Raw genomic sequence first — 25,829 nt, 5'->3', positions numbered from 1 at the left:
CTCAACCTCGCCGTCGGCGGCTACTGGCCCGGCGACCCGAACACCTCCACCTCCTTCCCCCAGCAACTCGTCGTCGACTCCGTCTCCGTCACGACGAGCTGACACACCCCTCCCGGGCCGGGCGGCACGCTGCCGGTGCCGCCCGGCCCTTCGGCCTCACGCGATGCGGCCCGCCCGTCCTTGGGCAACCCTGGTGGTGGAGGTCGGCATGGATCCCCTCGAGGCACTGGACCGGATCGCCTTCCTGCTGGAGCGGTCCCTGGCGCCGACGTACCGCGTCCGCGCCTTCCGCACCGCGTCCCGCGTGCTGGCGTCGCTGCCCGCGGACGAGGTCCGGGGACGGGCGGCCGACGGGTCGCTGGAGTCGCTCCGGGGCATCGGCCCGAAGACGGCGCAGGTGGTGCGCGAGGCGCTGGCCGGAGAGGTGCCGGGCTATCTGCGCAAGCTGGCGGACGAGGCCGCCGAGCCGTACACCGGGGCCGGTACGCGCCTGCGGGCGCTGCTGCGCGGGGACTGCCATCTGCACTCGGACTGGTCGGACGGGGGCAGCCCGATCGAGGAGATGGGGCGGACCGCGGCGGCGCTCGGGCACGAGTGGGCGGTGCTGACCGACCACTCCCCGCGGCTGACGGTCGCGCGCGGCCTGTCGCCCGAGCGGCTGCGGCAGCAGCTGGAGGTGGTGGCGGAGCTGAACGCGACATGGGCGCCGTTCCGGCTGCTGACCGGCATCGAGTGCGACATCCTCGACGACGGCTCGCTCGACCAGGAGCCGGAGCTGCTGGAGCGGCTCGACCTGGTGGTCGTGTCCGTGCACTCCAAGCTGCGCATGGACGCCCGTTCGATGACCCGCCGCATGGTGGCCGCCGTACGCGATCCGCGTGCGGACGTCCTCGGCCACTGCACGGGACGGCTGGTGACCGGGCGGGGGCGGCCCGAGTCGGAGTTCGACGCGGACGAGGTGTTCGCCGCCTGCGCCGAGACCGGTACGGCCCTGGAGATCAACAGCCGTCCCGAGCGGCTGGATCCGCCGCGGCGGCTGCTGCGCCGGGCGGTGGACGCCGGGGTGCTGTTCTCGATCGACACCGACGCGCACGCGCCCGGCCAGCTGGACTGGCAGATCAACGGCTGCGCGCGCGCCGAGGAGTGCGGGGTGCCCGCCGGGCGCGTGGTGACCACCTGGTCGCGGGACGACCTGCTGGCCTGGACCCGCGAGCGGCGCACTCCGACGGGAGTACCGGGTCCCTGACGTGGCACCCGTCCGGTGAACGAGCGAGGGAGTCCGGTGAGCGAGCGAAGGAGCGCGCGTGGACCGGGCCGTCGGCCTCGGCTCCGAAGACCTCGTCGCCCACCTGCTCGGCGAGGGACGCGAGAAGGAGCAGGACGCCGAACTCAGCGGCGCGCACCAGACGTTGTACGGGCGGTACGTCGACCGGCTGCCCGCGCCGCGGGACGCCGGACGGCTGCGGCGGCGCCTGGACCACGAGGGGTGGCCGGTGGTCCTCGCGACGTCCGCGAGCGGTCCCGAGCTGTCCGGGCCGCGCCGTGCGATCTCCGCCGAGGACGCGATCGCCGCGACCGCGAGCGCCGACGCCGTCGAGCGGGGCACACCGGCACCGGAGCACGGTGTGGGACATGCGGGCGGGCGCGTCGGCCGTGTACGACGACCCGGCCCAGCCGATCTCCTCGCCCGGCCGGCGGACAGCCCCTTCGGGAAGCGGTGACGCACATCACCCCGGAAAGCGGTACGGAACGGAACACCCACGAAAGGTTGTCCGTTGAACGACACGTGGGTGCGGATGGGACAGTGTCCCCGGGCCTCACCATTCGCCCACAGGGAAGATCGTTCGGCTGAAGCCCTGTGGAGCCTTCCGCCGAGAGGCGACCGCCATCCGTACCCGCCCTTTGAACGGCCCCGACCGAGAGCCCCCCGTCCGGTCGGGGTCCTTCCCTTGTGTACGGCGCACGCGCGCCGGTGCGAACGGCACTCGCCGCTTCCGCTTGACTTCGAGAGCACTCGAATTCGTAGCGTTTCCGGCATGACCACCGCACAGCACAAGATCGGTTCCGGCTTCGGCGCCACCACCACCGCCGACGACGTCCTGAGAGGCATCGACCTGACCGGCAGGCTCGCGATCGTCACCGGGGGCTACTCGGGCATCGGCCTGGAGACCACGCGGGCGCTCACCGAGGCGGGCGCCCACGTCGTGGTCCCGGCCCGGCGCCGCGCCACCGCCGAGGAGGCGCTGGCCGGTGTGAAGGACGTCGAGGTGGACGAACTGGACCTCGGCGACCAGGAGAGCGTGCGCGGCTTCGCCGAGCGCTTCCTCGCCTCCGGGCGGACCGTCGACATCCTGATCGACAGCGCCGGGATCATGGCCTGCCCGGAGACGCGGGTGGGGCCCGGCTGGGAAGCACAGTTCGCCACCAACCACCTCGGACACTTCGCCCTCGTCAACCGCCTGTGGCCGACCATCGCGCCGGGCGGCGCCCGGATCGTCTCCGTGTCCTCCCGCGCCCACCACTTCTCGGGCATGCGCTGGGACGACGTCCAGTGGACACGGGGTTACGACAAGTGGGAGGCCTACGGCCAGGCCAAGACCGCGAACGTCCTGTTCGCCGTCCACCTCGACAGGCTCGGCCGCGACGCCGGCGTGCGCGCCTTCTCCCTCCACCCCGGCGGCATCCTCACACCGCTCCAGCGGCACATCCCCAAGGCGGAGATGATCGAGCGCGGCTGGATCGACGAGGCCGGCAACGCCCTGAACCCGCAGGGCTTCAAGACCCCGCGGCAGGGCGCGGCCACCCAGGTCTGGGCGGCCACCTCTCCCCAGCTGGACGGCCTCGGCGGCGTCTACCTGGAGGACTGCGACATCGCCGAACCGTCGACGGACGCCCGGCCCACGGGCGTCAAGCCCTGGGCCACGGACCCCGACGAGGCGGCCCGGCTGTGGACGTTGTCGGCCACCCTCACCGGCGTGAACGCCTTCCCCCCTCAACCACCGACCTCCCGCACCCCGTAGAGAGCCGCGCAGGCGCCCGCCCGGCTGCCCGCGCCCGGTGCGCGTGGTGTGCTGGGGGACGGGGTACTCGGTGGGCTCGCTTCCGGCGGGCGGCCGGGCGGGATCCGGCGGGTGGAAGGAGCCGACGGTGAGCAGCGCAACGGGTAGCAGGATCGTGGTCACGGGCGGCACCGGCAATGTGGGCACCAGTGTGGTGCGGCGGCTTTCCGAGGATTCCCGGATCGGGTCCGTCCTGGGGCTGGCGCGGCGCATTCCCGCATGGTCGCCCGCGCACACGGAGTGGTCCCCGGTGGACATCGCCTCCGAGCGGTCGGATCTGGCCGACACGTTCGCCGGCGCCGACGCGGTGATCCATCTGGCCTGGGCGTTCCAGCCGACGCACGACCCGGCGACGACCTGGCGCACCAACGTGCTCGGGAGCATCCGGGTCTTCGAGGCGGTGGCGGCGGCCCGGGTGCCGACGCTGGTGCACGCCTCGTCGGTGGGCGCGTACTCGCCCGGCCCGAAGGACCGCATGGTGGACGAGTCGTGGCCCACACACGGCTGGCCGGACGCCGCGTACTGCCGCGAGAAGGCCTATCTGGAGCGTGCGCTGGACACGTTCGAGCGTGATCATCCCGACGTGCGGGTGGTCCGGATGCGGCCCGCGTTCCTCTTCAAGCGGGAGTCGGCGAGCGAGCAGCGCCGCATCTTCGGCGGCCGCTTCCTCCCGGGTCCGCTGGCCCGCCCGGAACTGCTGCCCTTCCTCCCCGACATCCCCGGCCTGCGGGTCCAGGCCCTGCACACCGACGACGCGGCCAAGGCGTACGCCCTGGCGCTGCACTGCGAGGCGCGCGGCGCCTTCAACCTCGCGGCCGATCCCCCGGTGGACGCCGAACTGCTCGGCGAGATGCTGGGCACGCGGCCGGTACGGCTTCCCCGCGCCGCGGCCCGCTCGGCGATCGCCGCCGCGTGGGGCCTGCACCTGCTGCCGGCCTCACCGCACCTGTTCGACGCGGTGCTCCGCCTGCCGCTGATGGACTGCACCCGCGCGCGCGTCGAGCTGGACTGGCACCCGCGGCACACGGCGACGGAGGTGGTGGAGGAGTTCCTCCAGGGCCTGCAACGGGGCGAGGGAGCCCCCACGGAGCCGATGAAGGGCCGCAAGGTGGGCTGACCCGCGGTGGGACCCACGCCCCGGTCAGCCGGCCGGCTCTCGGTCAGCCGGTCGACTCGTCCGGAGCGGGATGCTCGGGGTGGACGGTCGCCGACCGCGACCCTTCCTGACGTCCCGTACCGGCCTCGTCGGTGTCCGGCACCTCGCCGTCCGCCTCCGCCCCGCCCGGCGGCAGCGGAATGTCCAGCGGGTCCTCGCCCTCCCGAACCTGCTGATCCGGCAGATCCCTCGGCACCGGCTCACCGTCCGGGCCGGTGTCATGCCTGTCGGCCACGGCGTCCTCCCTTCCCATGGTGCATGGAGCGCAGGCCCCGGCGAGTACCTCCGGGTCGCCCACCGAAACCCGCACCGGGCAGGCGGGACTTTCGCGACACGCCCTAATGCGGCGCCCGCTCCTGCAGTGCCGTCCGCCAGGCCGGTGCCGGCCCCTCGGGAGCGGGCTCCGGCCGGCGCCCGCCGCGCGCGAAGAAGTCCGCCAGGGGCAGGATCGCCGCGCCGACGGTCACCGCGTCCGGCCCGAGCTGCCCGATCTCGACGGTCACCTTCTCCGCCGGATGCCGCAGGGCGTACGACGCCGCATGCCGGCGGACGGCCGGCAGGAACCGCGCCCCCAGCTGGAGTCCGGCCCAGCCGCCGATGAGAATCCGCTCGGGCTGGAAGAGGTTGATCAGGTCGGACAGCCCGGCACCGAGATACTCCGCGGTCTCCTCCAGCACGGCCAGCGCCACAGGGTCCGCCTCGGCCCCGGCCGGCGGATACGCCGCGGCCAGCATCGCGGTCAGCGCCGTCTCCTCGTCGACACCCTCCGGCGGCTGTCCGCCCTCCTCCCGCCAGCGCTCCAGCAGGGACTCCGCGCCCGCGTACGCCTCCAGGCAGCCGAGGGCGCCGCACCGGCACCGCCGCCCCCTGACCCGTACGGTCAGATGCCCCCACTCGACCGCCCGGCCGTGCTCCACCTCGGGGGTGACGAGGCAGGCACCCACACCGGAGCCGAACAGTACGACGGCGGCGTTGCGCGCCCCGCGCCCGCCGCCGAACCACATCTCGGCCTGGCCGAGCGTCTTGGCGCCGTTGTCGATGACGTACGGGACGGTGTCGGGCAGTTGCGAGGTGGAGCGCAGCAGGTGCTCCAGCGGGACCGCGTCCCAGCCGATGGTCTGGCCGTGGACGACGGCGCCGCGATCGGGGGTGCGCTCCACGATGCCCGGGACGCCGATGCCGACGCCGAGCAGCCGCTCGGGCGCGATACCGGCCTCGGCGAGCACCTCGGCGATGCCGTCGCGGATGTGGCCGACGATGACCTCGACCTCGTAGCGCTGCTGTTCCAGGGGCCGCTCGGCGCGGGCGAGTTCGGTCAGGGTCAGGTCGAACAGCTCGATCCGCACCCGGGTCTCGCCGACGTCGACGCCGATCATGTGGCCGCTGGCGGGTGCCACGCGCAGCAGGGTGCGCGGACGGCCGCCGTCGGAGTCGACGCTGCCGGCCTCCTCCACCAGGCCGTCGGCGACCAGGTCGGAGACGACGTTGCTGACCGAACCGGAGCTGAGGCCGGTCGCCGGGCCGAGTTCGAAGCGGCTGAGGGGGCCGTCGAAGTAGAGCCGCTGCAGCACGACGGTGCGGTTCGCCCGCCTGAGGTCGCGTACCGTGCGTCCGTTCCGCCCCGCAGCCATGTGGCTCCCTTCGCACCCTGTTCGACCTGCAACATACCTCCGAGTGCCAGCCCGGCGCGACTTTCTCCTACCCTTAGTTCACGCTGTGAGCTAAGAGGTGCTCACGACACGCGCCCTTCGGAGACCGTCAGGTCCTCGATCTCGTCGAGGGCCGCGACGAGTTCGGGCGCGACCACGTCCTGGACCCAGCGGTCGTGCTCCTCGCCGGCCTCGCGCGGGATCGTCTCGGTGAGCATGATCAGGTAGAGGTAGGTGCGGTAGAGCGCGAGGCGGAGCAGCGCCGGGGTGTCGAACTCGGCCCGTCCGCCGGCCTCCCGGTAGCCCGCGAGGAACGACTCGTCCTTCTTGATGTCCCCCAGCAGCGCCAGCGAGACGAAGTCGGCCAGCGGATCGCCCCAGAACATGCGCTCGCCGTCGATGAGCCCGCCGATCCGGGGCTCCCCCGCCGCCCGGTCGACCAGGATGTTGCCCTGCCACAGGTCGAAGTGGACGAGGCCCGGCGTCCTGACCTCGTCGAGTGCCGGGTGGGCCGCCCGCGCGGTGCGGGCCACCTCGTCGACGGCGCGGGGCAGCCGGGCCTGATAGTGGCGGGCGTCGTCGAGGACGGCGTCGAGCATCCCGGTGAAGGCGGTCCGCCAGTCGCGGGACAGATGCCCGAGCGCCCCGGACGGATAGCCGTAGCCCGGTCCGGTCACCCGGTGCAGCCGCGCCACCAGCCCGCCCAACTCCGTGCGAAGCACGGCCTGTTGGTCATCGGTGAGCCAGGAGCCCCAGGCCTCACCGGGGCAGGCGGTCATCAGCAGATGGCGTCCGTCGGTGTCGCCCCCGACGCATACGAGGCGCGGCGCCGGTATACCGGCCGCGGCGGCACAGCGGTAGAACTCGGCCTCGGAGACCAGCAGTTGCTTCTCGTAGCTGAGCCCGGGGGCGTCCGGCGCGAGCTTCAGCACGTAGCGGCTGCCGTCGGTGAGCCGCAGTTCCTCGACCGTGTTGTACGTGCCGCCGCCCAGCGGGCGCAGCTGGACGAGGCGGTCGGGAGGGATCTTCGAGCCCTCCAGGATGCGCCGGGCCCGTTCCCAGGAGTCCACCACCGTCCGCCCACCCCTCCCCTGCGCTCGGCCGGCCCCGTACACGTCAGCGACGTGACGCCCGTCCGCGATCAACGCGTCCAGCCATTCCCCGGCTGCCGCCGCGTCCGTCCCCGGCATGCGATCCCCGTACAGCGTACGAAAGGCGTCCCGCACTCCGGGTGCCATTCGCGAACCGTCGCCACAGACGTACGCCGGGGCCCCGGCGCCGAGCAGTTCCCCCACCTCGTCCGCCTCGGCGGCGGGGCGCTGCCGCACGAACGCGCCCGGTACGCCCCAGCCCGAGCGCGCCGGCGCCTCCGACAGGCAACGGGACGGCCCGGTGTGCGGCGGTCGGACGCCCCTGCAAGCGTGGTCGACCGGGCAGGTCCGTCCGCGCCGCTGCACTGCACGATCGTGTGGTCGAGAAGGTCTCCCGGACCTTGCGCAAGTCCCCGGTGTACGCCGTGCTCCGGCCGGTGCTTGCCGTGGCCGACGTGCTGCCGCCGTTCCGGCGCCGGTCGTCGCCGGCCGCACGGCCGGTGCCGCCATGCTGTCCTGACCGTCCACCGATCCGCGAGGAGACGCACCGACATGTCGACCAGCACCGCACCCTGGTGGCGCGACGCCGTCATCTACCAGGTCTACGTCCGCAGCTTCGCCGACGGCAACGGCGACGGCGTCGGTGACATCGCCGGTATCCGCTCCCGGCTGCCCTACCTCAGCAGCCTCGGCGTCGACGCGATCTGGATCAACCCCTGGTACAGGTCGCCGATGGCCGACCACGGTTACGACGTCGCCGACTTCCGGGAGATCGACCCGCTGTTCGGCACGGTCGCCGAGGCGGAGCAGCTCATCGAGGAGGCGCACCGCCACGGGATCCGCGTCATCCCCGACATCGTGCCCAACCACACCTCCGACCAGCACGAGTGGTTCCGGGCGGCGCTGGCCGCCGGGCCGGGCAGCCCGGAACGGGAGCGCTACGTCTTCCGCGCGGGCCGCGGGCCGGCCGGCGACGAGCCGCCCAACGACTGGGCGTCCTGCTTCGGCGGCCCGGCCTGGACACAGCTGCCCGACGGAGAGTGGTACCTGCACCTGTTCGCTCCCGAGCAGCCCGACCTCAACTGGCGGCACCCGGAGGTGCGGGCGGAGTTCGAGTCGATCCTGCGCTTCTGGTTCGGCAAGGGCGTGGACGGCTTCCGCATCGACGTCGCGCACGGCCTGGTCAAGCATCCGGAACTGCCCGACCTGCCGCCCCGGCCCGAGGCTCCGGCGGAGGGCAGGCCGCAGCACTTCGACCATCCGCACTGGGACCGGGACGAGGTCCACGACATCTACCGCGCGTGGCGGCGGGTGGCCGACGAGTTCCCGGGCGACCGGTCGTTCGTCGCCGAGGCCTGGGCGGACAGCCCGGAGCGGCTCGCCGCGTACGTACGCCGGGACGGGCTGCACACCGCCTTCAACTTCGACTTCCTGATGTCCAGTTGGGACGCGAAGGACCTGCGCGCCGTCATCGACGACTCGCTCGCGATGCTCGGCGCGGTGGGCGCACCGGCCACCTGGGTGCTCTCCAACCACGACGTCGTGCGCCACCCCAGCCGCTACGGCCGCGAGGTGGTCAAGCGGTGGGTGGCCAACGAGACGTACCGGCCCGAGGGCCCGCTCGATCTGGGACTCGGCACGCGCCGGGCCCGCGCGGCGGCCCTGCTGATGCTGGCCCTGCCCGGCGGCGCCTACGTCTACCAGGGCGAGGAGCTCGGCCTGCCGGAGGTGGAGGACCTGCCGGAGAGCGTGCTCCAGGACCCCGTCTGGGAGCGGTCCGGGCACACCGACCGGGGGCGTGACGGCTGCCGGGTGCCGATCCCGTGGTCGGGACGGAGCGCACCGTACGGCTTCGGCCCGGAGAACGCGTCGGCCGCCCCCTGGCTGCCGCAGCCGGAGCTGTGGGGAGAGCTGAGCGTGGCCGCGCAGACCGGCGACGAGAACTCGATGCTGGAGCTGTACCGCAGCGCCCTGCGCCTGCGCCGCGAGCACCCCGCCCTCGGCGACGGCGGCCTCAGGTGGCTGGACGCCCCGGCCGGCGTGCTCGACTTCGGCCGCGACCCGGGTTTCCGCTGCGTGGTGAACCTGTCGGCCGAGCCGTACCGGCTGCCGGAGGGCACCTCGGTCCTGCTGGCGAGCGGGCCGGTGCGGGACGGCATGCTGACGACGGACCAGGCGGCCTGGCTGGCCGTGCGGATGCCCGCCACGTCGTAACCCCGCTCCCCCGGGCGGGCGCGACCGGTCGGCGGGCCCGCCCGCGGCCGTTTCGACGCGTCGGCCGTGCGTCAGCGTGAGAACCTCGAGATCCTTGGTGTCCTGGGTATTCCCCATGACGTGTGTCCGCCTCCGGCCGGTGTTTGTGCGCCAGGAACGATCCAGGCGTCCTCGGGGTCGGCTACGGTCCTCGACGACGGGCCCCACCCCGCCGATCACGCCCGATGCCCCCGGGAAAGGAGCACGGCCCGCGGATGCGACTCGTACGTGACCGCTCCACGTCCTTCGGCCGTCTGGTGAGGCGGTACCGGGACCCCGTGGTCGTGCAGACGCTGCGGTCGGCGACCGCGGCGGCGATCGCGTACGTCGTGGCACTGCGCCTGAGCCCCGAGCCGGCGCCCCTGACCGCCCCGCTCACGGCGCTGCTCGTCGTCCAGGTGACCCTGTACGCCACGCTCACCAACGGCATCCGCCGGGTGAACGCGGTGGTGGCCGGCGTCCTGGTGGCGATCGCCTTCAGCCAGCTGGTCGGTCTGACCTGGTGGAGTCTCGCGCTGCTGATCGTCGCCTCGCTGGCGGTCGGGCATCTGGTGCGGGTCGACGAGTACGTGCCCGAGGTGGCGATCAGCGCGATGCTGGTCCTCGGCGTCACGACCGTCGGCGACACGGCCTGGGCGCGGGTGGTGGAGACCCTGATCGGCGCGGTCGTCGGACTCGGCTGCAATCTCCTCCTCCCGCCGCCGGTGTGGCTGGACGAGGCGGGCGAGTCGATCGAGGGGCTGGCCCGCCGGGTGCGGCAGCTGATGCTGCGCATGGGCGAGGAGGCCGCGGGCCGCCCGCCGGTCGAGCAGGCGACGCAGCGGCTGTACGAGGCGCGCCGGCTCGACCACGACATCGTCGAGGTGGACGCGGCCCTGCGGCAGGCCGAGGACAGTCTGCGGCTCAATCCGCGGGTGCGCGAGGGCCTGCTGCACCGGGTGGTGCTGCGCACGGGGCTGGACACGCTGGAGATCTGCACGGTGGTGCTGCGGGTGCTGGCGCGTACCTTCACCGACCTGACCAAGGCACGCGCGCCGGAGCCGCCGTTCACGCCCGGGACGGGCGCCGCCGTGGAGCAGTTGCTGTCCGAGATCGCCGACTCAGTGGTCAGCTTCGCGGTGCTGGTCACCAGCCCCGTCAGTACGAGCGCCGAGTCCGCCGAGTCCCGGCTGGCCGCCGGGCTGCGGCAGGCCGCGACCACCCGCGACAAGCTGGCCCAGCTGCTGCTCGAGGAGGTGGAGCGGGACGCCCGTACCTGGCACTTCTACGGTGCCGTACTGACCGAGGTGAACCGCATCATCGACGAGATGGACACCGAGCACCGCTCGCGCCGCCTCTTCGAGGAGCTGGACCGCAACGCCCGGGACCAGCGCGAGCGCATGCCGCGCCTCACGCGGCTACGGGAGAGCGTGCGCGACGCGAGACCGCTGCGCAGGGTCGCCGGCCAGTCGGTCGACGACGACGGCTGACGAGCCGGCCTTCATTGCACCCTGCGCAACGCCGGTTGCCGTTCTTGCGAACACCCCGTGGCGCACGCCATGGTGGCGTGTCACGACCGGGACGAGCGGCGACCTGAGGTGTGGACATGGGCAGTGGGACAGGAGCGGCGGGCGGCGGCTGGAGCAGGCGCCGCTTCGTCGGCGCGCTCGGCGGCGCGGCCGCGGCGACGGCGCTGCCGTCTCCCGCGCCGCCCGGATCCGGTCCCGGCCGCACCGTCCCGGCCGACGGGGCGGCGCCCTCCCCCGGGCCGTCGGCCCGCCACGCGCCGCCGGGGCCCGCGGGCCCCCGCCCGCTCTACCTCGGCACCTACACCTCCGTCGACGGCGGCGGCACGGGCATCGGACTGGCCACCTACGACTCCGCGAGCGGCGCCGTCACCGGGACGGGGACGCTGACCGGCGTGCCCGATCCCTCGTACCTCGCGGTCCACCCGGACGGGCACACCCTGTACGCGGTGGACGAGCGGGACGACGGCGCCGTGACCGCCGTACGGCTCGCCGACCGCAAGGTGCTGGGCGCGCGCAGCACCGGAGGGGCGGGCCCCTGCCATCTCTCGGTGCATCCCGGCGGCCGCTGGCTGCTGAGCGCCAACTACACCTCGGGCAGCGTGGCCGTGCATCCGATCGGCGACGCGGGCGCCCTGGGCGAGCGCACGGACACGGTGACGCACTCGGCTCCGGCGCCCGGACCGGGTCAGCAGGGGCCGCACGCGCACCAGTTCGTCACCGGCCCGGACGGCCGCCATGTGCTCGCCGTGGACCTGGGCACGGACACCGTCTACACGTACCGCCTCGACGAGCGGCGCGGCACGCTCACCGAGGTCGCCCAGGCGCACACCAGGCCGGGCGCCGGGCCGCGCCATCTCACGTTCCACCCCGGCGGCCGGTACGCCTACCTGGCCAACGAGGTGGACGACACGGCCGCGGTCTGCGCCTACGACGCCTCGACCGGCCGGCTGACGATCGGCGAGCCGCAGTCCACGGGCTCCGGCCCGGGCACCAACTACCCGGCGCAGTTCCTGGTGACCGCCGACGGCTCGTTCGCCTACCTGGCCAACCGCGGCGACAACAGCCTGGCGCGCTACGCGGTCGAGGCGGACGGGGCCCGGCTCCGGCTGCTCGGCACGGTGCCGGTGTCCGGCGACTTCCCGCGCCAGATCGCCTTCGGCGCGGACGGGAGGCTGCTGTTCGCCGCGAACCAGAGGTCGGGCACCGTCAGCGTGTTCCACGTGGACGCCGGGAGCGGTGGACTGCGCCTGGCCGGCGAGCCGTTCGCCTCACCCGTCGCCGTCTGTGCGCTGCCGCTGTAGGGCGCGCGGGCAGGAAGCGGCGGCGGCCTGCGCGAGCAGGACGTGCACGCGCTCCGTGAGCTGCGCGACGTCGTCGGCGGGGGCGTGGAACGGCAGGCGTACGTCGCCGTGGGCGCGGGTGCGCTCGATGCGCAGCGTCAGCCCGTGCCGGTCGACGGCGAGGGGCTGGACGCGCACCGCGCCGTGCAGGCCGTCCTGGTCGACGAGCCGGGTGAGCCGCTCGACGGCGTCGCCGTGGCAGTCGGCGAGGTGCGTCAGGAGCCGGGCCTCGGCGAGGGCGAGCGGGTCGGGCCCGGCCGCGGCGAAGTCGTCGAGGTCGACGACCACCGCGCCGGACGGCCGGCGCAGCACGATCCTGGTGGGCCGCAGCGCGAGGCCGCCGTCGCCGGGCACGAAGTACCCGGCGAGCCAGAGCCGGGCCCGGATGCGGTCGCGGACCGGGACGGGCGCCACGTCGGCGAACTCCAGCACGGCGTGCGGCTCACCGCGGGGCGCACAGATCGCGGCGGCGAGCAGAGCGCTGTCCTCGGGCACCTGCAGCAGCACCCGGCCGTCCTCGTCCACGCGGTGCGCACCGACGAACTCCTCGCGGCCGCCGTCCGCGGTCACCGCGCAGGACCAGGCGGTGGCGAGCACCGACCGGGCCCGCCGGGCCGCGGACGGCGCGGCCGTCCAGCTGGGGCTGTCCGACATCCCAAACCTCCCTTATTAGGTAAGCCTTGCCTAACCTATCGGAGAACAGGGCGCACGCCAACCACGGGGCACCGAGGACGATCGCGCCCCGGGAGCCCAGGCGGCCGGACGGGAGACGGGTGGCGCGTCAGTACATCTAGGGCGAGACGACACCCAGCAGCGCCCGGGCGCACAGGTCCCGCACCTGCTCGCGGGTCAGGTCCGAGCGCCGCAGCCATTCCAGGCAGACGGCCGTGGTGAAGGCCAGCCAGCCGCGCACGGCCAGCTTGAGGTCGGGGCGCCGCCGGGCCGCCTCGCCGAGTTCGGGGTCGGCGGCGATCGTCGCCAGGATCTGCCGCTCCTGCGCGGCCAGCGCCCGCTGGTAGATCCTCCGTATGGTCCGGTCCCCCGCCGCGTCCGCCCGGTGGAAGGCGCGGAAGCCGTGCGCGTGGGCGTGCGCGTACTCCAGGAACGTGTCGAGCCCGGCGGCGAGTTGCTCGCGCGCCGGCACCCCCGGCACGGCCGCCGTCATGCGCAGCATCCGCTCGCTCTCGCGCTCGACCACGGCCGCGAAGAAGTCCCGCTTCGTCGGGAAGTAGTGGTACAGCAGCCCGCGTGAGACGCCCGCGATCTCGGCGACCTGCTCGATCCACACCTCGTCGTACGGGCTCTCGGAGAACAGCCGCGCCCCCACCGAGAGCAGCTGCTCCCTGCGCTCCTCGGTGCTGAGCCGGCGGCGCGTGCGCCCGCCCTGGTTCGCGGCCATGTCCGCACTTTACTTGACGCCGGTTCAACGGGAGGACCAGACTGAGGCCGCTATTGAACTCACGTACAACAGGTGCACGACAGCTCAACCTGCCGCTGATTCAAGGGAGATCGCGTCATGGCGGAGACGACGACGGGGACCGGACCGCGGACAGGGGCCCCACTTCCGAAGGGGTTCCGCAGCGCCGAACAGGGCTGGCCCGAGCTCCACCGCATCCCGCATCCCCCGCACCGCGTCCCCCTGCTCGGCGACGTCCTCGGCGCCGACCGCCGCACGCCCGTGCAGGACTCGATGCGCCACGGCCGGCAGCTGGGGCCGATCTTCCGGCGCAAGGCCTTCGGCAACGAGTTCGTGTTCGTCTGGGGCGGCGCCCTGGCGGCGGACCTGGCGGACGAGGCGCGCTTCGCCAAGCATGTGGGCCTCGGCGTCGCCAATCTGCGCCCCGTCGTCGGGGACGCGCTGTTCACGGCGTACAACCACGAACCGAACTGGCAGCTCGCGCACGACGTCCTCGCCCCGGGCTTCAGCCGGGAGGCCATGGAGGGCTACCACCCGATGATGCTGGCCGTGGCCGGGCGGCTGACCGACCACTGGGACCGCGAGCTGGCGGCGGGCCGGCCGGTGGACGTGCCCGGCGACATGACCAAACTGACGCTGGAGACGATCGCGCGCACCGGCTTCGGGCACGACTTCGGGTCCTTCGAACGCTCCCGGCCCCACCCCTTCGTGTCCGCGATGGTGGGCACCCTGTCCTACGCCCAGCGGCTGAACACCGTGCCGGCGCCGCTGGCCCCCTACCTGCTGCGGAAGGCCGCGCGGCGCAACGACGCCGACATGTCCTTCCTCAACCGCACGGTCGACGACCTGGTGCGGGCCCGCCGGGCCGGGGACGGCGGCGGAAGGGGGGATCTGCTGGACCGGATGCTGGAGACGGCCCACCCGCGCACCGGCGAGCGGCTGTCCGCCGAGAACGTCCGCCGCCAGGTCATCACCTTCCTGGTCGCCGGTCACGAGACGACGTCCGGCGCGCTCTCCTTCGCCCTGCACTACCTCTCCCGGCACCCGGAGGCCGCCGCCCGCGCCCAGGCCGAGGTGGACGCCGTGTGGGGCGACGCGCAGACGCCCGGCTACGACCAGGTCGCCAAGCTGCGGTACGTGCGCCGGGTGCTGGACGAGTCGCTGCGGCTGTGGCCGACCGCGCCGGCCTTCGCGCGGGAGGCGCGCGAGGACACGCTGCTGGCCGGGGAGCATCCGATGAAGCGCGGCGCGTGGGCGCTGGTGCTGACCATGATGCTGCACCGCGACCCCGAGGTGTGGGGTGCCGACGCGGAGCGCTTCGACCCGGACCGCTTCGACCCCAGGGCCGTACGATCGCGGGCCCCGCACACCTTCAAGCCGTTCGGCACGGGGGCGCGGGCCTGCATCGGGCGGCAGTTCGCGCTGCACGAGGCCACGCTGGTGCTCGGCCTGCTGCTGCGCCGCTACGACCTGCGGCCCGACCCCGGCTACCGGCTGCGCGTGACCGAGCGGCTGACGCTGATGCCGCAGGGGCTGCGACTGCACCTGGAGCGGCGCGCGGTGCCCGCCGGGGCGGCTTCGCCGACGGCCTTCGACGAGGCGCCGTCAGACCTGCGCCGTCCAGTGCCCGGGGCGGGCGACTGAGTCCGGCAGCCGCGTGCCCGCGGTGCCGCGGGCCGCGTCGACCTGAGGCTGGGTGAGGAAGAAGGCGCCGGTCAGATCGGCGTCGCCGAGGTCGGCGTCGCGCAGGTCGGCGCCGATCATGTCCGCGGCGCGCAGATCGGCCCGGGTCAGGTCGGCGGCGATGAGGCAGGCGCCGCGCAGGTTGGCACCGCGCAGATCGGCACCCTTGAGCCGGGCACCCATCAGATCGGCCCCGCGGCGGTCCTTCCCGCGTCCGCGGGCCCCCGCCCGCACCAGTTCGCTGGTGCGCAGCAGCAGCTCGTCGACCTCGCGCCGATGCGCGGCCACGTCCAACTCGGCCAGCTGCTGCGGAGCCCGACGGGTGAGCTCCTCGGTCGCCTCGAGCATGCGGCGCAGATCGTCTCCGAGCGGACGGGCGGGCGGCAGCGTCAACGCCTCGCTCAGATACAGGAGCAGCTCGTGCAACTGCCGCACCACCGGGAACACGTCGAACATGCGCCGTGCCCGCTCGGGCGGCCCCGCACGCCAGTCCTGCCCGCCGAAGGTGACCTGCGAGACCTTCTGGCCCGCTCCGAAGCAGTCGTAGACGGTGCAGCCGCTGAACCCCGCGTCCCGCAGCCGTGCGTGGATGCCGCAGCGGTGGTCCTCCCGCAGATTCGGGCACGGCTCGCCGGCCTGCTTGTCGATGGCGAAATCGGCGGAGGCGGCGAAGGGCAGGGCGACACAGCACAGCCCGAAACAGCGCGCGCAGTCGCCGCGCAGGTCGGTCCGGTCCGCCGTTTGATCTGGCATGACACCGAGGATATCCGGCAGCGGCGCGACGACCTGCTGCTTTTACGGGCCCCCGATCTCCTTGAGCAGTTTGGCGATCTTCGCCTTCCTCGCCGTGATGGCACGCTCCAGCAGCCGCAGGTGGGTCGGCGACTCGGGGACGGCGGCCTCGAACGCGGCCAGACGCCTGCGTTCCACGGCGAGCGCGGTTCTCCGCCGTGAGGCGGGGTCCGGCGGCGGGGGCGGGGTCCGGCCGTTGAAGACGACGTTGTGCTGGGGGCGTTCGGTGAACACGGCCTCCCGTTCGGCGGCCTCCGCGTCGGGCGGGTACTCGATCCGTATGCCGATGACCCAGGGGCCCCACTGCTGCTCCCGCAGATGCGTGCGCACGCGGGTGAGCGGGGCGACCGAGATGCCGACGTAGAGAAGGCCCTCCAGTCCGTACAGGCGGTACAGAGCCGTGCGGCCGCCGGTGTGCAGGCTGCCCTCCTCGTCGAACAGACCCCGCAGGAACTGCGCGTCGACATCACCCATACCGCCGCCCCCCCCTTCGCTCCTCCCTGCTCCCACGGTGGCACGCGGGTCTGACAACGGCCCCGGCACAACCGAACCTCACCGATGAGTTTCCGGGGGTGTGGGGGTCTCCTCATACAACGGAAAACAAGCTCGGATACCAAGGTCTTGAGCCCCACTTCAGGCGGGAGCCCATCCACACACACAGGGGAGAGATCATGTGCAGTCACCGGCCTTCGTGCCTCACATCGGACAGCCCGGACCACCACACCGCCGTGATCGTCGCGGCCCACCCCGAACAGGGCTGGAGCCTGCTGTGCGACGGCACGATCGTGTTCGACGACACCGGTGAACTGCTCCCGGACGGCCGGGTCGTGGACCCGCACCGCACCCTCGGCCCGCTCGCCGTCGCGGCCTGACGCGGAACGGCCGTACCTCCCGATGCGGGGGCCCCGGCCGACGGCGGCGGGAGTCGGCAGGGCGGTCGGGGCGCCCCGGCGGCTCAGTACCGCTGCGCCTTGACCAGCTTCGGGGTCAGCACCGGCTGGGGAGGCTTGCGGCTGATGGCGATCGGGTTGGCCTTGTCGCCCGGGGCGAGGTCCTCCGCGCCGACGTAGCGGGTCTCCACGGTCTTGCCGGAGGAGTCGAGGAAGTCGACCTGGACGGCGTAGGACGCCTTCTTGTCGGTCTTGTTGGTGATGGTGACGACGACGGCGAGCAGCCCGCCGGTCTGCGAGCGCGGCTTGCCGGTCATGGTGACCTCGGACATCGCGTTGCCCGGTGCCTTGACGTTCTTCAGCTCGGTCTGGGCGGCCTGGTTGGCCCGCTCGACGCCGGCCGACACCGAGGCCTCGAAGGAGGACGCGGCGGCCGAGGCGGACGCGGCCGCGGAGGAGGCCCTGGCCCGTGCCGACGCGGCCGCCGAGGACAGGGCGGAGGCTGCCGTGCCCGAGAAGGATGCGGTGTCCGGCGGAGTGGGCCGTTCGGTGGTCGGCGTACTCGAACCGCCGCTGTTGTTGTCCGAACTGCACGACACCAGTGCCAGCGTGCTCGCGGCGGCCACGGCCAGCACGACGGCCAGCGGCCGGGACCGGCCCGCCCGCGCCCGGTGGGATGCCCCTGCCTTCATCGTCCGACGTCCTCTCGCGTGATCACGGAAATACAGCGAGATGAACCCTATGTCGGAATATAGCGCGGGGCATGTCGTCGAGAAGCGGCCCGGCCGGACCTCCCGGCCCCTGCCGTCAGGCCTCGTCCCGCGTGAGGGCGAGCAGCCGGTCCAGGACCCTGGGGCCGCCGGCCCGCACCCCGTCGTGCTCGAACTCGTCGGTCACCCAGGTGCGCAGGCCGCGGATCGCGCGGGCGGTCCGCAGGGCGTGGGCCGTGTCGACGTACATGTCGTCGTGGTAGACGGCGGCCGCCACCGGGACGTCGTTGGCGGCGAGACGCGCGGGGTCGTACAGCGGCCGCCAGTCGGTGCGGGCGGCGAGGAGTTCGGCCGTCTCGCGCAGCGGGCGCAGCGCCGGGTCGCAGTCGAACATCCACGGGTGGACCGACTCGCCGGTGAACAGCAGCGGACCGTCGCCGGTCAGGGTCTTGGCCGCGTCGAACTGCGGGAACTCGGCGCGGACCCGTTCGGCCGACCAGTCGGTGGGGCGCGCGTCCTGGCCGTAGATCGCCTCGTGGACGAGGGCGTACAGCGGGTGGCCCGCGTACGACAGCAGGCCCTGGACCGCTTCCTGGAAGGTGTCGGAGAGCCCGGGGCCGTGCGGGGTGCGCACGAAGGCGTCCTCGAGCAGGTGGTGGAGGCGGTGGGTGCCCTCGCCGCTGCCGAGCATGATGCCGAGGGACTGGAAGGCCTCGACGGTGAGGCGGTAGCCGTTCGGCAGGGTCACGTCGTGGGTGAGGAGGTGGTCGGCGATGCGGCGGGCGCGCTCGACGTCCTGCGGGTAACGCGCGTAGTGCGCGGCGACCTTGCGCTCGATGCGGGGGTAGGCGGCGCGGTAGACCTCGTCGGCGTGCGCGTCGAGGGAGGGCAGACCTCCGGTGATCACGGCGGCGGCGAGGCCCTCGGGCGCGCTGGAGAGGTAGTGCACCGTGCAGAAGCCGCCGAAGCTCTGGCCGAGGACGGTCCAGCGGGCGCCGCCGGTGACCTGGCCGCGGATCGCCTCGCAGTCCCGCACGATGGCGTCGGCCCGGAAGTGGGCGAGGTAGTCGGCCTGTTCGGCGGGGCCGCCGCGCAGCGGGAGGGTCTGCCGGTTGGCGGGCGTGGAGCTGCCGGTACCGCGCTGGTCGAGGAGCAGGACGCGGTGGTCCCTGAGGGCCCGGCCGAGCCATCCCTGACGTCCGACGAAACGGTTCGCCCCGAAGCCGGGGCCGCCCTGGAGGTAGACCAGCCACGGCAGGTCCGCCTGCGCCTTGTCACTCGCGACGACCTCGCGGGCGTAGAGCTCGATGGTCTCCCCGGCCGGGTCGTCGTGGTCGAGGGGCACGGTGAAGCGGCGGTCGGTGAGGACGACGCCGGGCTGACGGTACGAGGCGGTCAACGGGTCTCCAGGGACGGACGGATGTCGGGCCGCGTCCCACTTCATCACATGTTCGTCCGGCCGCCGACCCCCGGGATCATGAAAACCTACTGAACCCCTGATCAGCGGGCGGAGAGGCTGGAACGCCGTACGACCAGCTCCGGCTGGAGCACCACGCGCCGGTGCTCATGGCGCGCGGGCCGGTTCTCGGCCTCCGTCTCCTCCAGCAGCAGCTCGGCTGCGAGGGCGCCCATGGTGACCGCGGGCTGCCGGACGGAGGTGAGCGGGACGGCCGCAGCGGCGGCGAACTCGATGTCGTCGTAGCCGACGATGGCGAGGTCCTCGGGGACGCGGACGCCGGCCGCGTACATGGCCTGGAGCACGCCGAGGGCGAGCAGGTCGTTGGCGCAGAAGACGGCGGTCGGGCGGTCGGCGAGGCCGAGGAGGCGGGCTCCTGCGTCGCGTCCCGCGGCCACGTCGAGGCGCTCGGTGGGCAGTTCGCGCAGGCTCTCGGGGCCCAGGCCCGCCTCGGCGAGCGCGTTCAGCGCGCCGGTACGCCGGTCGCGCACCTGGTTGAGGCCGGGCGGTCCGCTGACGTAGGCGATGGTCCGGTGCCCGGCGTCCACGAGGTGCCGCACGGCCAGTGCGCCACCCGCCACGTCGTCGACCGACACGGAGCACTCGGTGGTGGAGTCGCCGACGCGGTCGACCAGGACGAAGGGGATGTTGTGCCGCCGGAACGTCTCGATGTTGCGGCCGGAGGCGTCGGTGGGAGTGAGCAGCACGCCCCGCACCCGCTGCTCGGCGAAGAGCGAGAGGTACTCGGCCTCCTCGCCCGCGCTCTGCGCGCTGTTGCAGACCATGACGCCCAGCCCGGCGTCGCGGGCGGCGCGCTCCGCGCCGCGGGCGACGTCGACGAAGAACGGGTTGCCCATGTCGAGGACGAGCAGCCCCATGATCCGGCTGCGGCCGGCGCGCAGTTGCCGCGCCGACTCGCTGCGGACGTAGCCGAGCCGGTCTATGGCGGACTGCACCCGGGCCCGGGTCTCCGTGGCGACCGTGTCCGGGCGGTTGATCACGTTCGACACCGTGCCGACCGAGACTCCGGCGGCGCGGGCGACGTCCTTGATACCCACCGACTGGGACATCAGGCAGGGACCTCCTGGGGGACGCGGGACGGCCGGAAGGCCATCACATTACCGTCAACAAACGACGTATCGTGCCCGGTCACGCGGGCAGTCCGAAGTCGATGACGTGGAGCGCCGAGGGTGTCGTACCGCTCGACCTCTCCTGGTACATGAACGACAGGACGCCGTCCGCCCGCACCCGCGGTTCGTCGACGACGACCTCGCCGAAGGCGTCGAGTCCGCCGCCGTCGTACAGCAGCGTCCAGTCGGTGTACCCGCTGGATCCGGAGGCGCCGGCGATCCGGCCGTAGGGCAGGACCGCGTACGCGTTGTCGTACCGGTCCAGGACCAGCTGGGTGCGCTGGCTGGAGTCGAGGGCGACCGGGATCTCGTTCTTCTCCCACCTGCCGGAGGGGCGCTTGCGCAGGTGGAAGGCGCGGCCGTGGGCGGTGCGGTCGGCGACGTAGGCGGTGGTGCGGCGGCCGGGGACGTAGCTGATGATCGCGTGCGGAAGGCCGGCGGAATCGGTCCACTGGCTCTCCTGGTTCATCAGCGAGTGGTCCGGGGCGAGGGCGTCGACGACCAGTCCGGCGTCGGTGACGGCCACCGTCTTCGCGCCGCCGGTGGTGCCCACGACGGTGCCGGCGTCGTTGCGCCAGGTGCGGCCGCGGTCGGCCGAATGGACGTAGCCCGTGTCGTGGTTGGTGATGCCGCCGCCGTCGCACATCACCGCGGCGTTGTGCTCGCGCCAGGTGAACAGGGCGTGCAGCCGGCCGCTGGTGTCGTAGTCGATGCCGTGCAGATACATGCTGCGGGCGGTCGACGAGCCGTGCGAGGTGGTGTACGTGCCCGTCGAGCTGGTCCACTCCCCCAGCGCCGTCCACCTCGAACCGTCGTACTCGGCGAGGGCGTTGCGGCCGTCGCCGGAGATGCCCACGCGGTAGCTGAGCTGGAGCCCGCCCTCGGGGGTGGTGACGAACTGGGGGTAGGAAGACATCGGCGCGGTCGGCCGGTGTCATCGCCTCGGTCGCGGCGGGGTCGGCGTACATCAGCACCATGTACTTCACGCCGCCGCCTCCTCGGATGCGGCGGCCACGGACGCGGCCGCGCGGACCAGCGCGGCCGTGGCCGTGGAGCGGGAGTGCTGCGGCCAGGCGATCGTCAGGGTGGCCGGGGGCGCGTCCGGGATGTCGCGGTAGGCGATGCCCGGACGGGGGTAGCGGAGGGTGACGGATTCGGGCAGTACGGTCACCAGCTCGCCCAGTTCGACCAGGGTGAGCAGTTGCGCCAGGTCGGAGATGCCGTACTGCTCGACCAGGCCGTCCAGGTAGCGGGCCAGGCCGTCCAGGCGGCCGGGCTCGACTCCCGGGATGGCCAGGTCGGCGACGGAGAGGCGATCACGCACGGCCAAGGGGTGCGCGGCCGGGAGCGCGGCGACGCGGCGCTCCACGGACACCGGCTCCGAGTCGAGGCCGGTCGCGTCGAACGGTTCGTAGATCAGGGCCGCGTCCGCCTCGCCCTGGCGCAGCAGGCGCGCCTGGTCGCCCCAGCCGGAGAGCCGGACGGTGACCGGCAGGGCGGAGGGCTCGGCGGCATGGCGGGTGAGGATGGCGTCGAGCAGGCCGCCGTCGCCGTCCGCCTTGATGGCCAGGACGAGCTTGGACTCGGGGCCGGCCGCGCGCTGCGCCCGGCGGCCGGCGGCCTGCAGGGCGTCGAGGGCGATCCGGGCCTCCGCCAGAAGGACCGTCCCGGCAGGAGTCAGCCTGACACTGTGCGTGGTGCGCTCGAAGAGGGTGATGCCCAGGTCTGCCTCCAGCTTGCGTACGGCACGGGACAGGGGCGGGGCGGAGATGCCCAGACGCTCGGCGGCGCGGGCGAAGTTGAGCTCCTCGGCGACGGCGACGAAATAGCGCAGTGATCGGGACTCCACGTCCGGACACCTCCGTGACTCCACATCCGGACACCTTCGTGGCTCCACGTCCGAACACCCTCGTGGCTGAACGTCCGAACACCACCGTGGCTCCGCCTCCGAACCCTTCAGCGGCTCAGCGTCCGGACACCTCCGTGGTTCCACGAACCGGACACCTTCGTTCGGTATTACCCACAGGGTAACAAGCGTGATCCCTTCGGTCCTTCCCTCCCGTACGGCCGCGCCGCAGGATCGAGGCATGCGGTTCCCCGGCCCGTCCGTCGCGGCCCCAGGGGTCAACCGCCTTCCCAGCGAACCCCTTTGGAGCTTTTCCATGCTTGTCATCACCACGCCCACCGGCCAGATCGGACGGCAGGTCGTCGACGCCCTCCTCGACCGCGAGGAGCCGGTCCGCGTCATCGCGCGGGACCCGTCCCGGCTCTCGCCCCGGGTGCGCGAGCGCGCCGAGGTGGTCCAGGGGTCGCACCGCGACCTCGATGTCGTCACCAAGGCGTTCACGGGCGCGGATGCCGTGTTCTGGGTGGTGCCGCCGGACCCGAGCACGCGGAGCGTCGAGGGCTACTACGTCGACTACACGCGAGCGGCCTGCCAGGTGATCGCGGACCAGGGCGTCAAGCGCGTCGTCGGCGTCTCGACCATGGGCCACGGCATCGAGCGCAACGCCGGGCACCTGTCGGCCTCGCTCGCCAAGGACGCGATGATCGCGGACACCGGCGTGCCCTACCGGGCGCTGCGCGCCTCGGCCTTCATGGAGAACCTGCTCCGGCAGCTCGGGACCCTGAAGGACCACGGCGTGTTCTTCGGGCCGCAGCCCGCGGATCTCGTGGTCGCAAGCATCGCCACCCGCGACATCGCGGCGAAGGCCACCGAGCTGCTGCTCGACGGCGCCTGGAGCGGCCAGGACGGGGTTCCGCTGGTCAGCGCGGACGCCCTCTCCTTCGACGGCATGGCGCAGGTCGTCTCCGAGGTGCTGGAGCGGCCGGTCCGCTATCAGGAGGTCGGCGTGGAGGCGTACCGGGCGTCGATGCTGGAGCACGGGGCGAGCGAGGCCTGGGCACAGGGACTGGCGGACATGGCCGTGGCCCAGATCAACGGCGCCTACGACGAGGAGCACCGCACCGCACCGCCGAGCCCGACGACCTTCCGGCAGTGGTGCGAGGAGGTGCTCAGGCCGGCCTACCTGGCCTGAGCACCTCCTCGCGCCCGTCCGCCGGGGCTCTCCGAGCGAGTGCCGGATCGGCACCCGCGGCCAGGCGGGTGCGGTGCCGGCCGCCGGACGGCGTGGCGCCCCGAACCCACCTCGAACGGCTCTCCCTCGCCCGGGAGTTGGAGCTCGGCCCGGGCGCTGGGGGTGGACGTCGGCCTCGACGACGAGTGTGCCGTCCTCGCTGCGCCGACCCGCCTCGACGCCACACGGCGTCTCGTGCCCGTCCTTCGCGACGGCGAGGCCACCGCCGAGCGGACCACCCCGCGGCACGGCCACGTCACAGGCACGACCACGCCACCGGCACGGACTCGGCGCTCGCCACACGCCCGGCATCAGCGAGAACCGTCCGCCTCCACCTCCGCTCCCGCCTGCCCCTCCACCTCCGCTTCCCCCCTCCGCCTCCGCGTCGGTCGTCGCGATCCGGCACACCCGCCTGAGCAGGTCCCGTGTGCCGGTTCGGCGCGGCGGCTCAGGTGCGGGCGGGAGTCGCCGAAGCCGAGCGGTCACGCGGTGGTGGTGTTCCAGGACGCGTGCGGCGACGTGCGTCAGCTCACTGCCATCGCGCGGACGGCGGACGGTGAACGGCGGACGGCGAACGGCGGGCGGATGGCGAACGACGGACGGCGAACGACGGACGGCGGGCGCCAACCGCGGGCGGCAGACGGCCCGCCCGCAGTGCGTCGCCCCTGCGGGGCGGGTGAGAGGGCGCGTCCGGCGAGCCCCACAGCCCGCGGCTGAGACCGTACGCCAGTCCCCGGGCGGTCGCGCGCACCTCCTCGGGAAAGGCCGCCCGGACCAGGACACGGCACCGCCCGTCGTGGCGGCCACGTCGAAGGCGGCGACCTGGACGGCTGCGCAGGCCCCACGCGCCGATGTCCTCGCCTCCGCCCGCAGGAGCCATGGACGCCCCGTCCGGTTGATCCGGTACGCGTGCGCTGGACGGTGCCGGTGATGCCCGTACCGCTGGGGACGCCCGTACCGCTGGGGACGCCCGTACCGCTGGTGATGGCGGGAAGAGCCCTGGTTACGTGACGGGCTCAAGGACGGCATCCTTGGCTTGTGCCAAAGGGGCGGGTCATCGCAGTCATCGGCTATGCCGCGGCCACGCTGCTGTGCGTGGCCGCGGCGGCATGGACCGTGTTCACCGGCATCGCACAGCTGAACCTGCAGGGGAACGCCGTGGAGGTCCGGCTCGCCGAGTGCCACCGTGAGGACGGAGCACGAAACACAACGCACACCGCATGCACCGGCCCACTGCAGAACACCGCGAGCGCTCGCACCGTGAAGGTCCGTTACGACGGCCACCCGGGCGAGACCATCCGCGTCGCGCAGAAGCCCTGGGGAAGCTACGAAGCGGTGGACACAGGCTTTGTCTCCTGGGGCATAGCGGTCCTGATGCCCGTTCTGCCGCTCGTTGGGGCAGCGACTGCGGGAGCCCTCACCGTCAGAGAGTTTCGCCAGGCAAGGCGACCGGCCGCCTCCGATGGAGCTGGGTGAATCCTCGCCGCAGGCGACGGCGCACCGACGCCTGGGAGTGACGGATGAAGGCGCTGACTCGTGTCAGCGCACCCTGGAAGGAGATGGTGAAACGTTTCACGACTTCACAAGCGGCTCACGGCCTCCCGTCAAGGGGCACCGGACGGAATCCGGACCCATCCGCGAATGGTCCGTGGACGGGCACACCGAGACCTTGACGCCGTCCGGCCGATGCCGCTACGTTCCCTGAAACGATTCAAACAGTGTTCAGAGGTGGCCATGCCAGACCTGCCGGCCGTGAAGACAGCTCTCGCTGCACAGAGGATCGAGACCCCGTCGTGGGCCTACGGCAACTCCGGTACGCGACCGTCGCCCTGCACATTCCGTGGGACAGCGTCGACGACTACGGCGCGCTGGCGACATACGCCCACGACCTCGGCCTCAAACTCGGCGACAAAGCCCAAGTCGTCGTCGACACCGGACACCACGCACCCGGCACCAACATCGAAGTCATCGTCGCCACCCTCCTGCGCGAACACAAACTCGGCGGATTCGACTTCAACTCCCGCTTCTACGCCGACGACGACCTCATGGCCGGCGCCGCCGACCCCTTCCAACTCTTCCGCATCATGCACGAAGTCATCCACGCCAACGCCCTCACCACAGGCATCGCCTTCATGCTCGACCAATGCCACAACATCGAAGCCAAAATCCCCGCCATCATCCGCTCCATCATGAACATCCAGGAAGCAACCGCAAAAGCACTACTGGTAGACCACGACGCCCTCCACACCGCCCAGCACGACGGCAACGTCCTCGACGCCAACGCCATCCTCATGGACGCCTACAACACCGACGTACGCCCACTCCTCGCCGAGCTACGCGCCGAATCCGGACTCGACCCCGACCCCGTCGCCGCCTACCACCGCTCCGGCTGGCAGCAGCGCGTCACCGCCGACCGTGTCGGCGGCACCCAGGCCGGCTGGGGTGCCTGACCCCCGCTGCCGTCACACCCGCGCCGTTCCCATGAATCCCACGAAACAAGGAAGCGATCCGATCATGGCACCTCATCCCGAAGCCGCCGCTCTTCTCGCTCGTTCCCACCGGCTCGGTTCGGACCCCCGGAACACCAACTACGCGGGCGGGAACGCCTCGGCGAAGGG

Annotated in this window: 21 protein-coding genes and 4 pseudogenes; 13 read left to right on the top strand and 12 right to left on the bottom strand. The window is 72.9% G+C overall.

The genetic code is table 11. The annotated features are described in order from the left end of the window. The 5 genes and pseudogenes from ACIRPX_RS44505 to ACIRPX_RS44485 form a co-directional block, all read left to right on the top strand. A pseudogene (locus ACIRPX_RS44505) lies at positions 1 to 102 on the top strand (glycoside hydrolase family 16 protein); the annotation flags it as partial. Between the two features lie 106 nt (positions 103 to 208). Further along, positions 209 to 1,246 (top strand): PHP domain-containing protein, encoded by a 1,038-nt coding sequence (locus ACIRPX_RS44500; RefSeq protein WP_404205873.1) that lies wholly within the window; start codon positions 209 to 211, stop codon positions 1,244 to 1,246. Between the two features lie 58 nt (positions 1,247 to 1,304). Further along, positions 1,305 to 1,619: pseudogene (locus ACIRPX_RS44495) on the top strand (HAD family hydrolase); the annotation flags it as partial. 417 nt (positions 1,620 to 2,036) lie between these two features. Then, positions 2,037 to 3,020, top strand: a complete 984-nt coding sequence (locus ACIRPX_RS44490) for an SDR family NAD(P)-dependent oxidoreductase (RefSeq protein ID WP_404205872.1) — start codon at positions 2,037 to 2,039, stop codon at positions 3,018 to 3,020. A gap of 127 nt (positions 3,021 to 3,147) precedes the next feature. Continuing rightward, on the top strand, positions 3,148 to 4,176 hold the full coding sequence (locus ACIRPX_RS44485) for an SDR family oxidoreductase (protein WP_404205871.1): 1,029 nt from the start codon (positions 3,148 to 3,150) through the stop codon (positions 4,174 to 4,176). A gap of 43 nt (positions 4,177 to 4,219) precedes the next feature. Here ACIRPX_RS44485 and ACIRPX_RS44480 read toward each other — a convergent pair whose 3' ends face one another. The 3 genes from ACIRPX_RS44480 to ACIRPX_RS44470 form a co-directional block, all read right to left on the bottom strand. Further along, positions 4,220 to 4,450, bottom strand: a complete 231-nt coding sequence (locus ACIRPX_RS44480) for a hypothetical protein (protein WP_404205870.1) — start codon at positions 4,448 to 4,450, stop codon at positions 4,220 to 4,222. Between the two features lie 103 nt (positions 4,451 to 4,553). After that, positions 4,554 to 5,846 carry an ROK family protein gene (locus ACIRPX_RS44475; protein ID WP_404205869.1) on the bottom strand — a complete coding sequence of 431 codons (1,293 nt, stop codon included), beginning with the start codon at positions 5,844 to 5,846 and terminating at the stop codon, positions 4,554 to 4,556. 101 nt (positions 5,847 to 5,947) lie between these two features. Further along, entirely contained in the window at positions 5,948 to 6,937 is a 990-nt protein-coding gene (locus ACIRPX_RS44470; RefSeq protein ID WP_404205868.1) for a phosphotransferase family protein, read from the bottom strand. 570 nt (positions 6,938 to 7,507) lie between these two features. On the opposite strand from ACIRPX_RS44470, the gene ACIRPX_RS44465 reads away from it, so the two are divergent. From ACIRPX_RS44465 to ACIRPX_RS44455, 3 genes are all read left to right on the top strand, one after another. Further along, positions 7,508 to 9,169, top strand: coding sequence for a glycoside hydrolase family 13 protein (locus ACIRPX_RS44465; RefSeq protein WP_404205867.1), 1,662 nt, complete (start codon positions 7,508 to 7,510; stop codon positions 9,167 to 9,169). Positions 9,170 to 9,423: 254 nt separating this feature from the next. After that, a complete protein-coding gene (locus ACIRPX_RS44460; protein ID WP_404205866.1) occupies positions 9,424 to 10,677 on the top strand; it encodes an aromatic acid exporter family protein in 1,254 nt (417 codons plus the stop codon). Between the two features lie 116 nt (positions 10,678 to 10,793). Beyond that, on the top strand, positions 10,794 to 12,017 hold the full coding sequence (locus tag ACIRPX_RS44455) for a lactonase family protein (protein ID WP_404205865.1): 1,224 nt from the start codon (positions 10,794 to 10,796) through the stop codon (positions 12,015 to 12,017). Here the strand turns inward: ACIRPX_RS44455 and ACIRPX_RS44450 are convergent. Both ACIRPX_RS44450 and ACIRPX_RS44445 read right to left on the bottom strand, forming a co-directional pair. Next, positions 11,985 to 12,710: a DUF2470 domain-containing protein gene (locus tag ACIRPX_RS44450; protein ID WP_404205864.1), complete on the bottom strand. Its 726-nt coding sequence runs from the start codon at positions 12,708 to 12,710 to the stop codon at positions 11,985 to 11,987. The genes ACIRPX_RS44455 and ACIRPX_RS44450 overlap by 33 nt on opposite strands. A gap of 136 nt (positions 12,711 to 12,846) precedes the next feature. Further along, positions 12,847 to 13,455, bottom strand: a complete 609-nt coding sequence (locus ACIRPX_RS44445) for a TetR/AcrR family transcriptional regulator (protein WP_404205863.1) — start codon at positions 13,453 to 13,455, stop codon at positions 12,847 to 12,849. A gap of 117 nt (positions 13,456 to 13,572) precedes the next feature. Here ACIRPX_RS44445 and ACIRPX_RS44440 point away from each other — a divergent pair, with 117 nt between their 5' ends. Further along, positions 13,573 to 15,117 (top strand): cytochrome P450, encoded by a 1,545-nt coding sequence (locus tag ACIRPX_RS44440; protein ID WP_404205862.1) that lies wholly within the window; start codon positions 13,573 to 13,575, stop codon positions 15,115 to 15,117. Here ACIRPX_RS44440 and ACIRPX_RS44435 read toward each other — a convergent pair. Then, complete coding sequence (locus ACIRPX_RS44435) at positions 15,079 to 15,909, bottom strand: pentapeptide repeat-containing protein (protein ID WP_404205861.1); 831 nt, start codon at positions 15,907 to 15,909, stop codon at positions 15,079 to 15,081. The genes ACIRPX_RS44440 and ACIRPX_RS44435 overlap by 39 nt on opposite strands. 42 nt (positions 15,910 to 15,951) lie before the next feature. Next, positions 15,952 to 16,422 (bottom strand): GIY-YIG nuclease family protein, encoded by a 471-nt coding sequence (locus tag ACIRPX_RS44430; protein ID WP_404205860.1) that lies wholly within the window; start codon positions 16,420 to 16,422, stop codon positions 15,952 to 15,954. Between the two features lie 197 nt (positions 16,423 to 16,619). On the opposite strand from ACIRPX_RS44430, the gene ACIRPX_RS44425 reads away from it, so the two are divergent. Further along, positions 16,620 to 16,820, top strand: a complete 201-nt coding sequence (locus ACIRPX_RS44425) for a DUF5999 family protein (protein ID WP_404205859.1) — start codon at positions 16,620 to 16,622, stop codon at positions 16,818 to 16,820. Positions 16,821 to 16,903: 83 nt separating this feature from the next. On the opposite strand, the gene ACIRPX_RS44420 is transcribed toward ACIRPX_RS44425, so the two are convergent. From ACIRPX_RS44420 to ACIRPX_RS44400, 5 genes and pseudogenes are all read right to left on the bottom strand, one after another. Continuing rightward, positions 16,904 to 17,530, bottom strand: a complete 627-nt coding sequence (locus ACIRPX_RS44420) for an FxLYD domain-containing protein (RefSeq protein WP_404205858.1) — start codon at positions 17,528 to 17,530, stop codon at positions 16,904 to 16,906. Between the two features lie 115 nt (positions 17,531 to 17,645). After that, on the bottom strand, positions 17,646 to 18,947 hold the full coding sequence (locus ACIRPX_RS44415; RefSeq protein WP_404205857.1) for an alpha/beta fold hydrolase: 1,302 nt from the start codon (positions 18,945 to 18,947) through the stop codon (positions 17,646 to 17,648). 101 nt (positions 18,948 to 19,048) lie between these two features. Next, positions 19,049 to 20,074: a LacI family DNA-binding transcriptional regulator gene (locus ACIRPX_RS44410; protein WP_404205856.1), complete on the bottom strand. Its 1,026-nt coding sequence runs from the start codon at positions 20,072 to 20,074 to the stop codon at positions 19,049 to 19,051. A 79-nt stretch (positions 20,075 to 20,153) separates the two neighbouring features. Beyond that, positions 20,154 to 21,044: pseudogene (locus ACIRPX_RS44405) on the bottom strand (BNR-4 repeat-containing protein); the annotation flags it as partial. A gap of 72 nt (positions 21,045 to 21,116) precedes the next feature. Continuing rightward, positions 21,117 to 21,983, bottom strand: a complete 867-nt coding sequence (locus ACIRPX_RS44400) for a LysR family transcriptional regulator (protein WP_404205855.1) — start codon at positions 21,981 to 21,983, stop codon at positions 21,117 to 21,119. 313 nt (positions 21,984 to 22,296) lie between these two features. Between ACIRPX_RS44400 and ACIRPX_RS44395 the strand changes: the two genes are divergently transcribed. The 3 genes and pseudogenes from ACIRPX_RS44395 to ACIRPX_RS44385 all read left to right on the top strand — a co-directional run bounded on the left by ACIRPX_RS44395 (position 22,297) and on the right by ACIRPX_RS44385 (position 25,661). Next, entirely contained in the window at positions 22,297 to 23,172 is an 876-nt protein-coding gene (locus tag ACIRPX_RS44395; protein WP_404205854.1) for an NAD(P)H-binding protein, read from the top strand. A gap of 1,077 nt (positions 23,173 to 24,249) precedes the next feature. Further along, on the top strand, positions 24,250 to 24,687 hold the full coding sequence (locus ACIRPX_RS44390) for a hypothetical protein (protein WP_404205852.1): 438 nt from the start codon (positions 24,250 to 24,252) through the stop codon (positions 24,685 to 24,687). A 258-nt stretch (positions 24,688 to 24,945) separates the two neighbouring features. After that, positions 24,946 to 25,661 (top strand): annotated as a pseudogene (locus tag ACIRPX_RS44385) (hypothetical protein). The last annotated feature ends 168 nt before the right edge of the window (positions 25,662 to 25,829 follow it).

Source organism: Streptomyces sp. NPDC101225, from assembly GCF_044767585.1.
Taxonomy (GTDB): domain Bacteria; phylum Actinomycetota; class Actinomycetes; order Streptomycetales; family Streptomycetaceae; genus Streptomyces.
The sequence above is the reverse complement of the archived record's forward strand: the minus strand, read 5'-3'. Positions and strand labels throughout refer to the sequence as shown.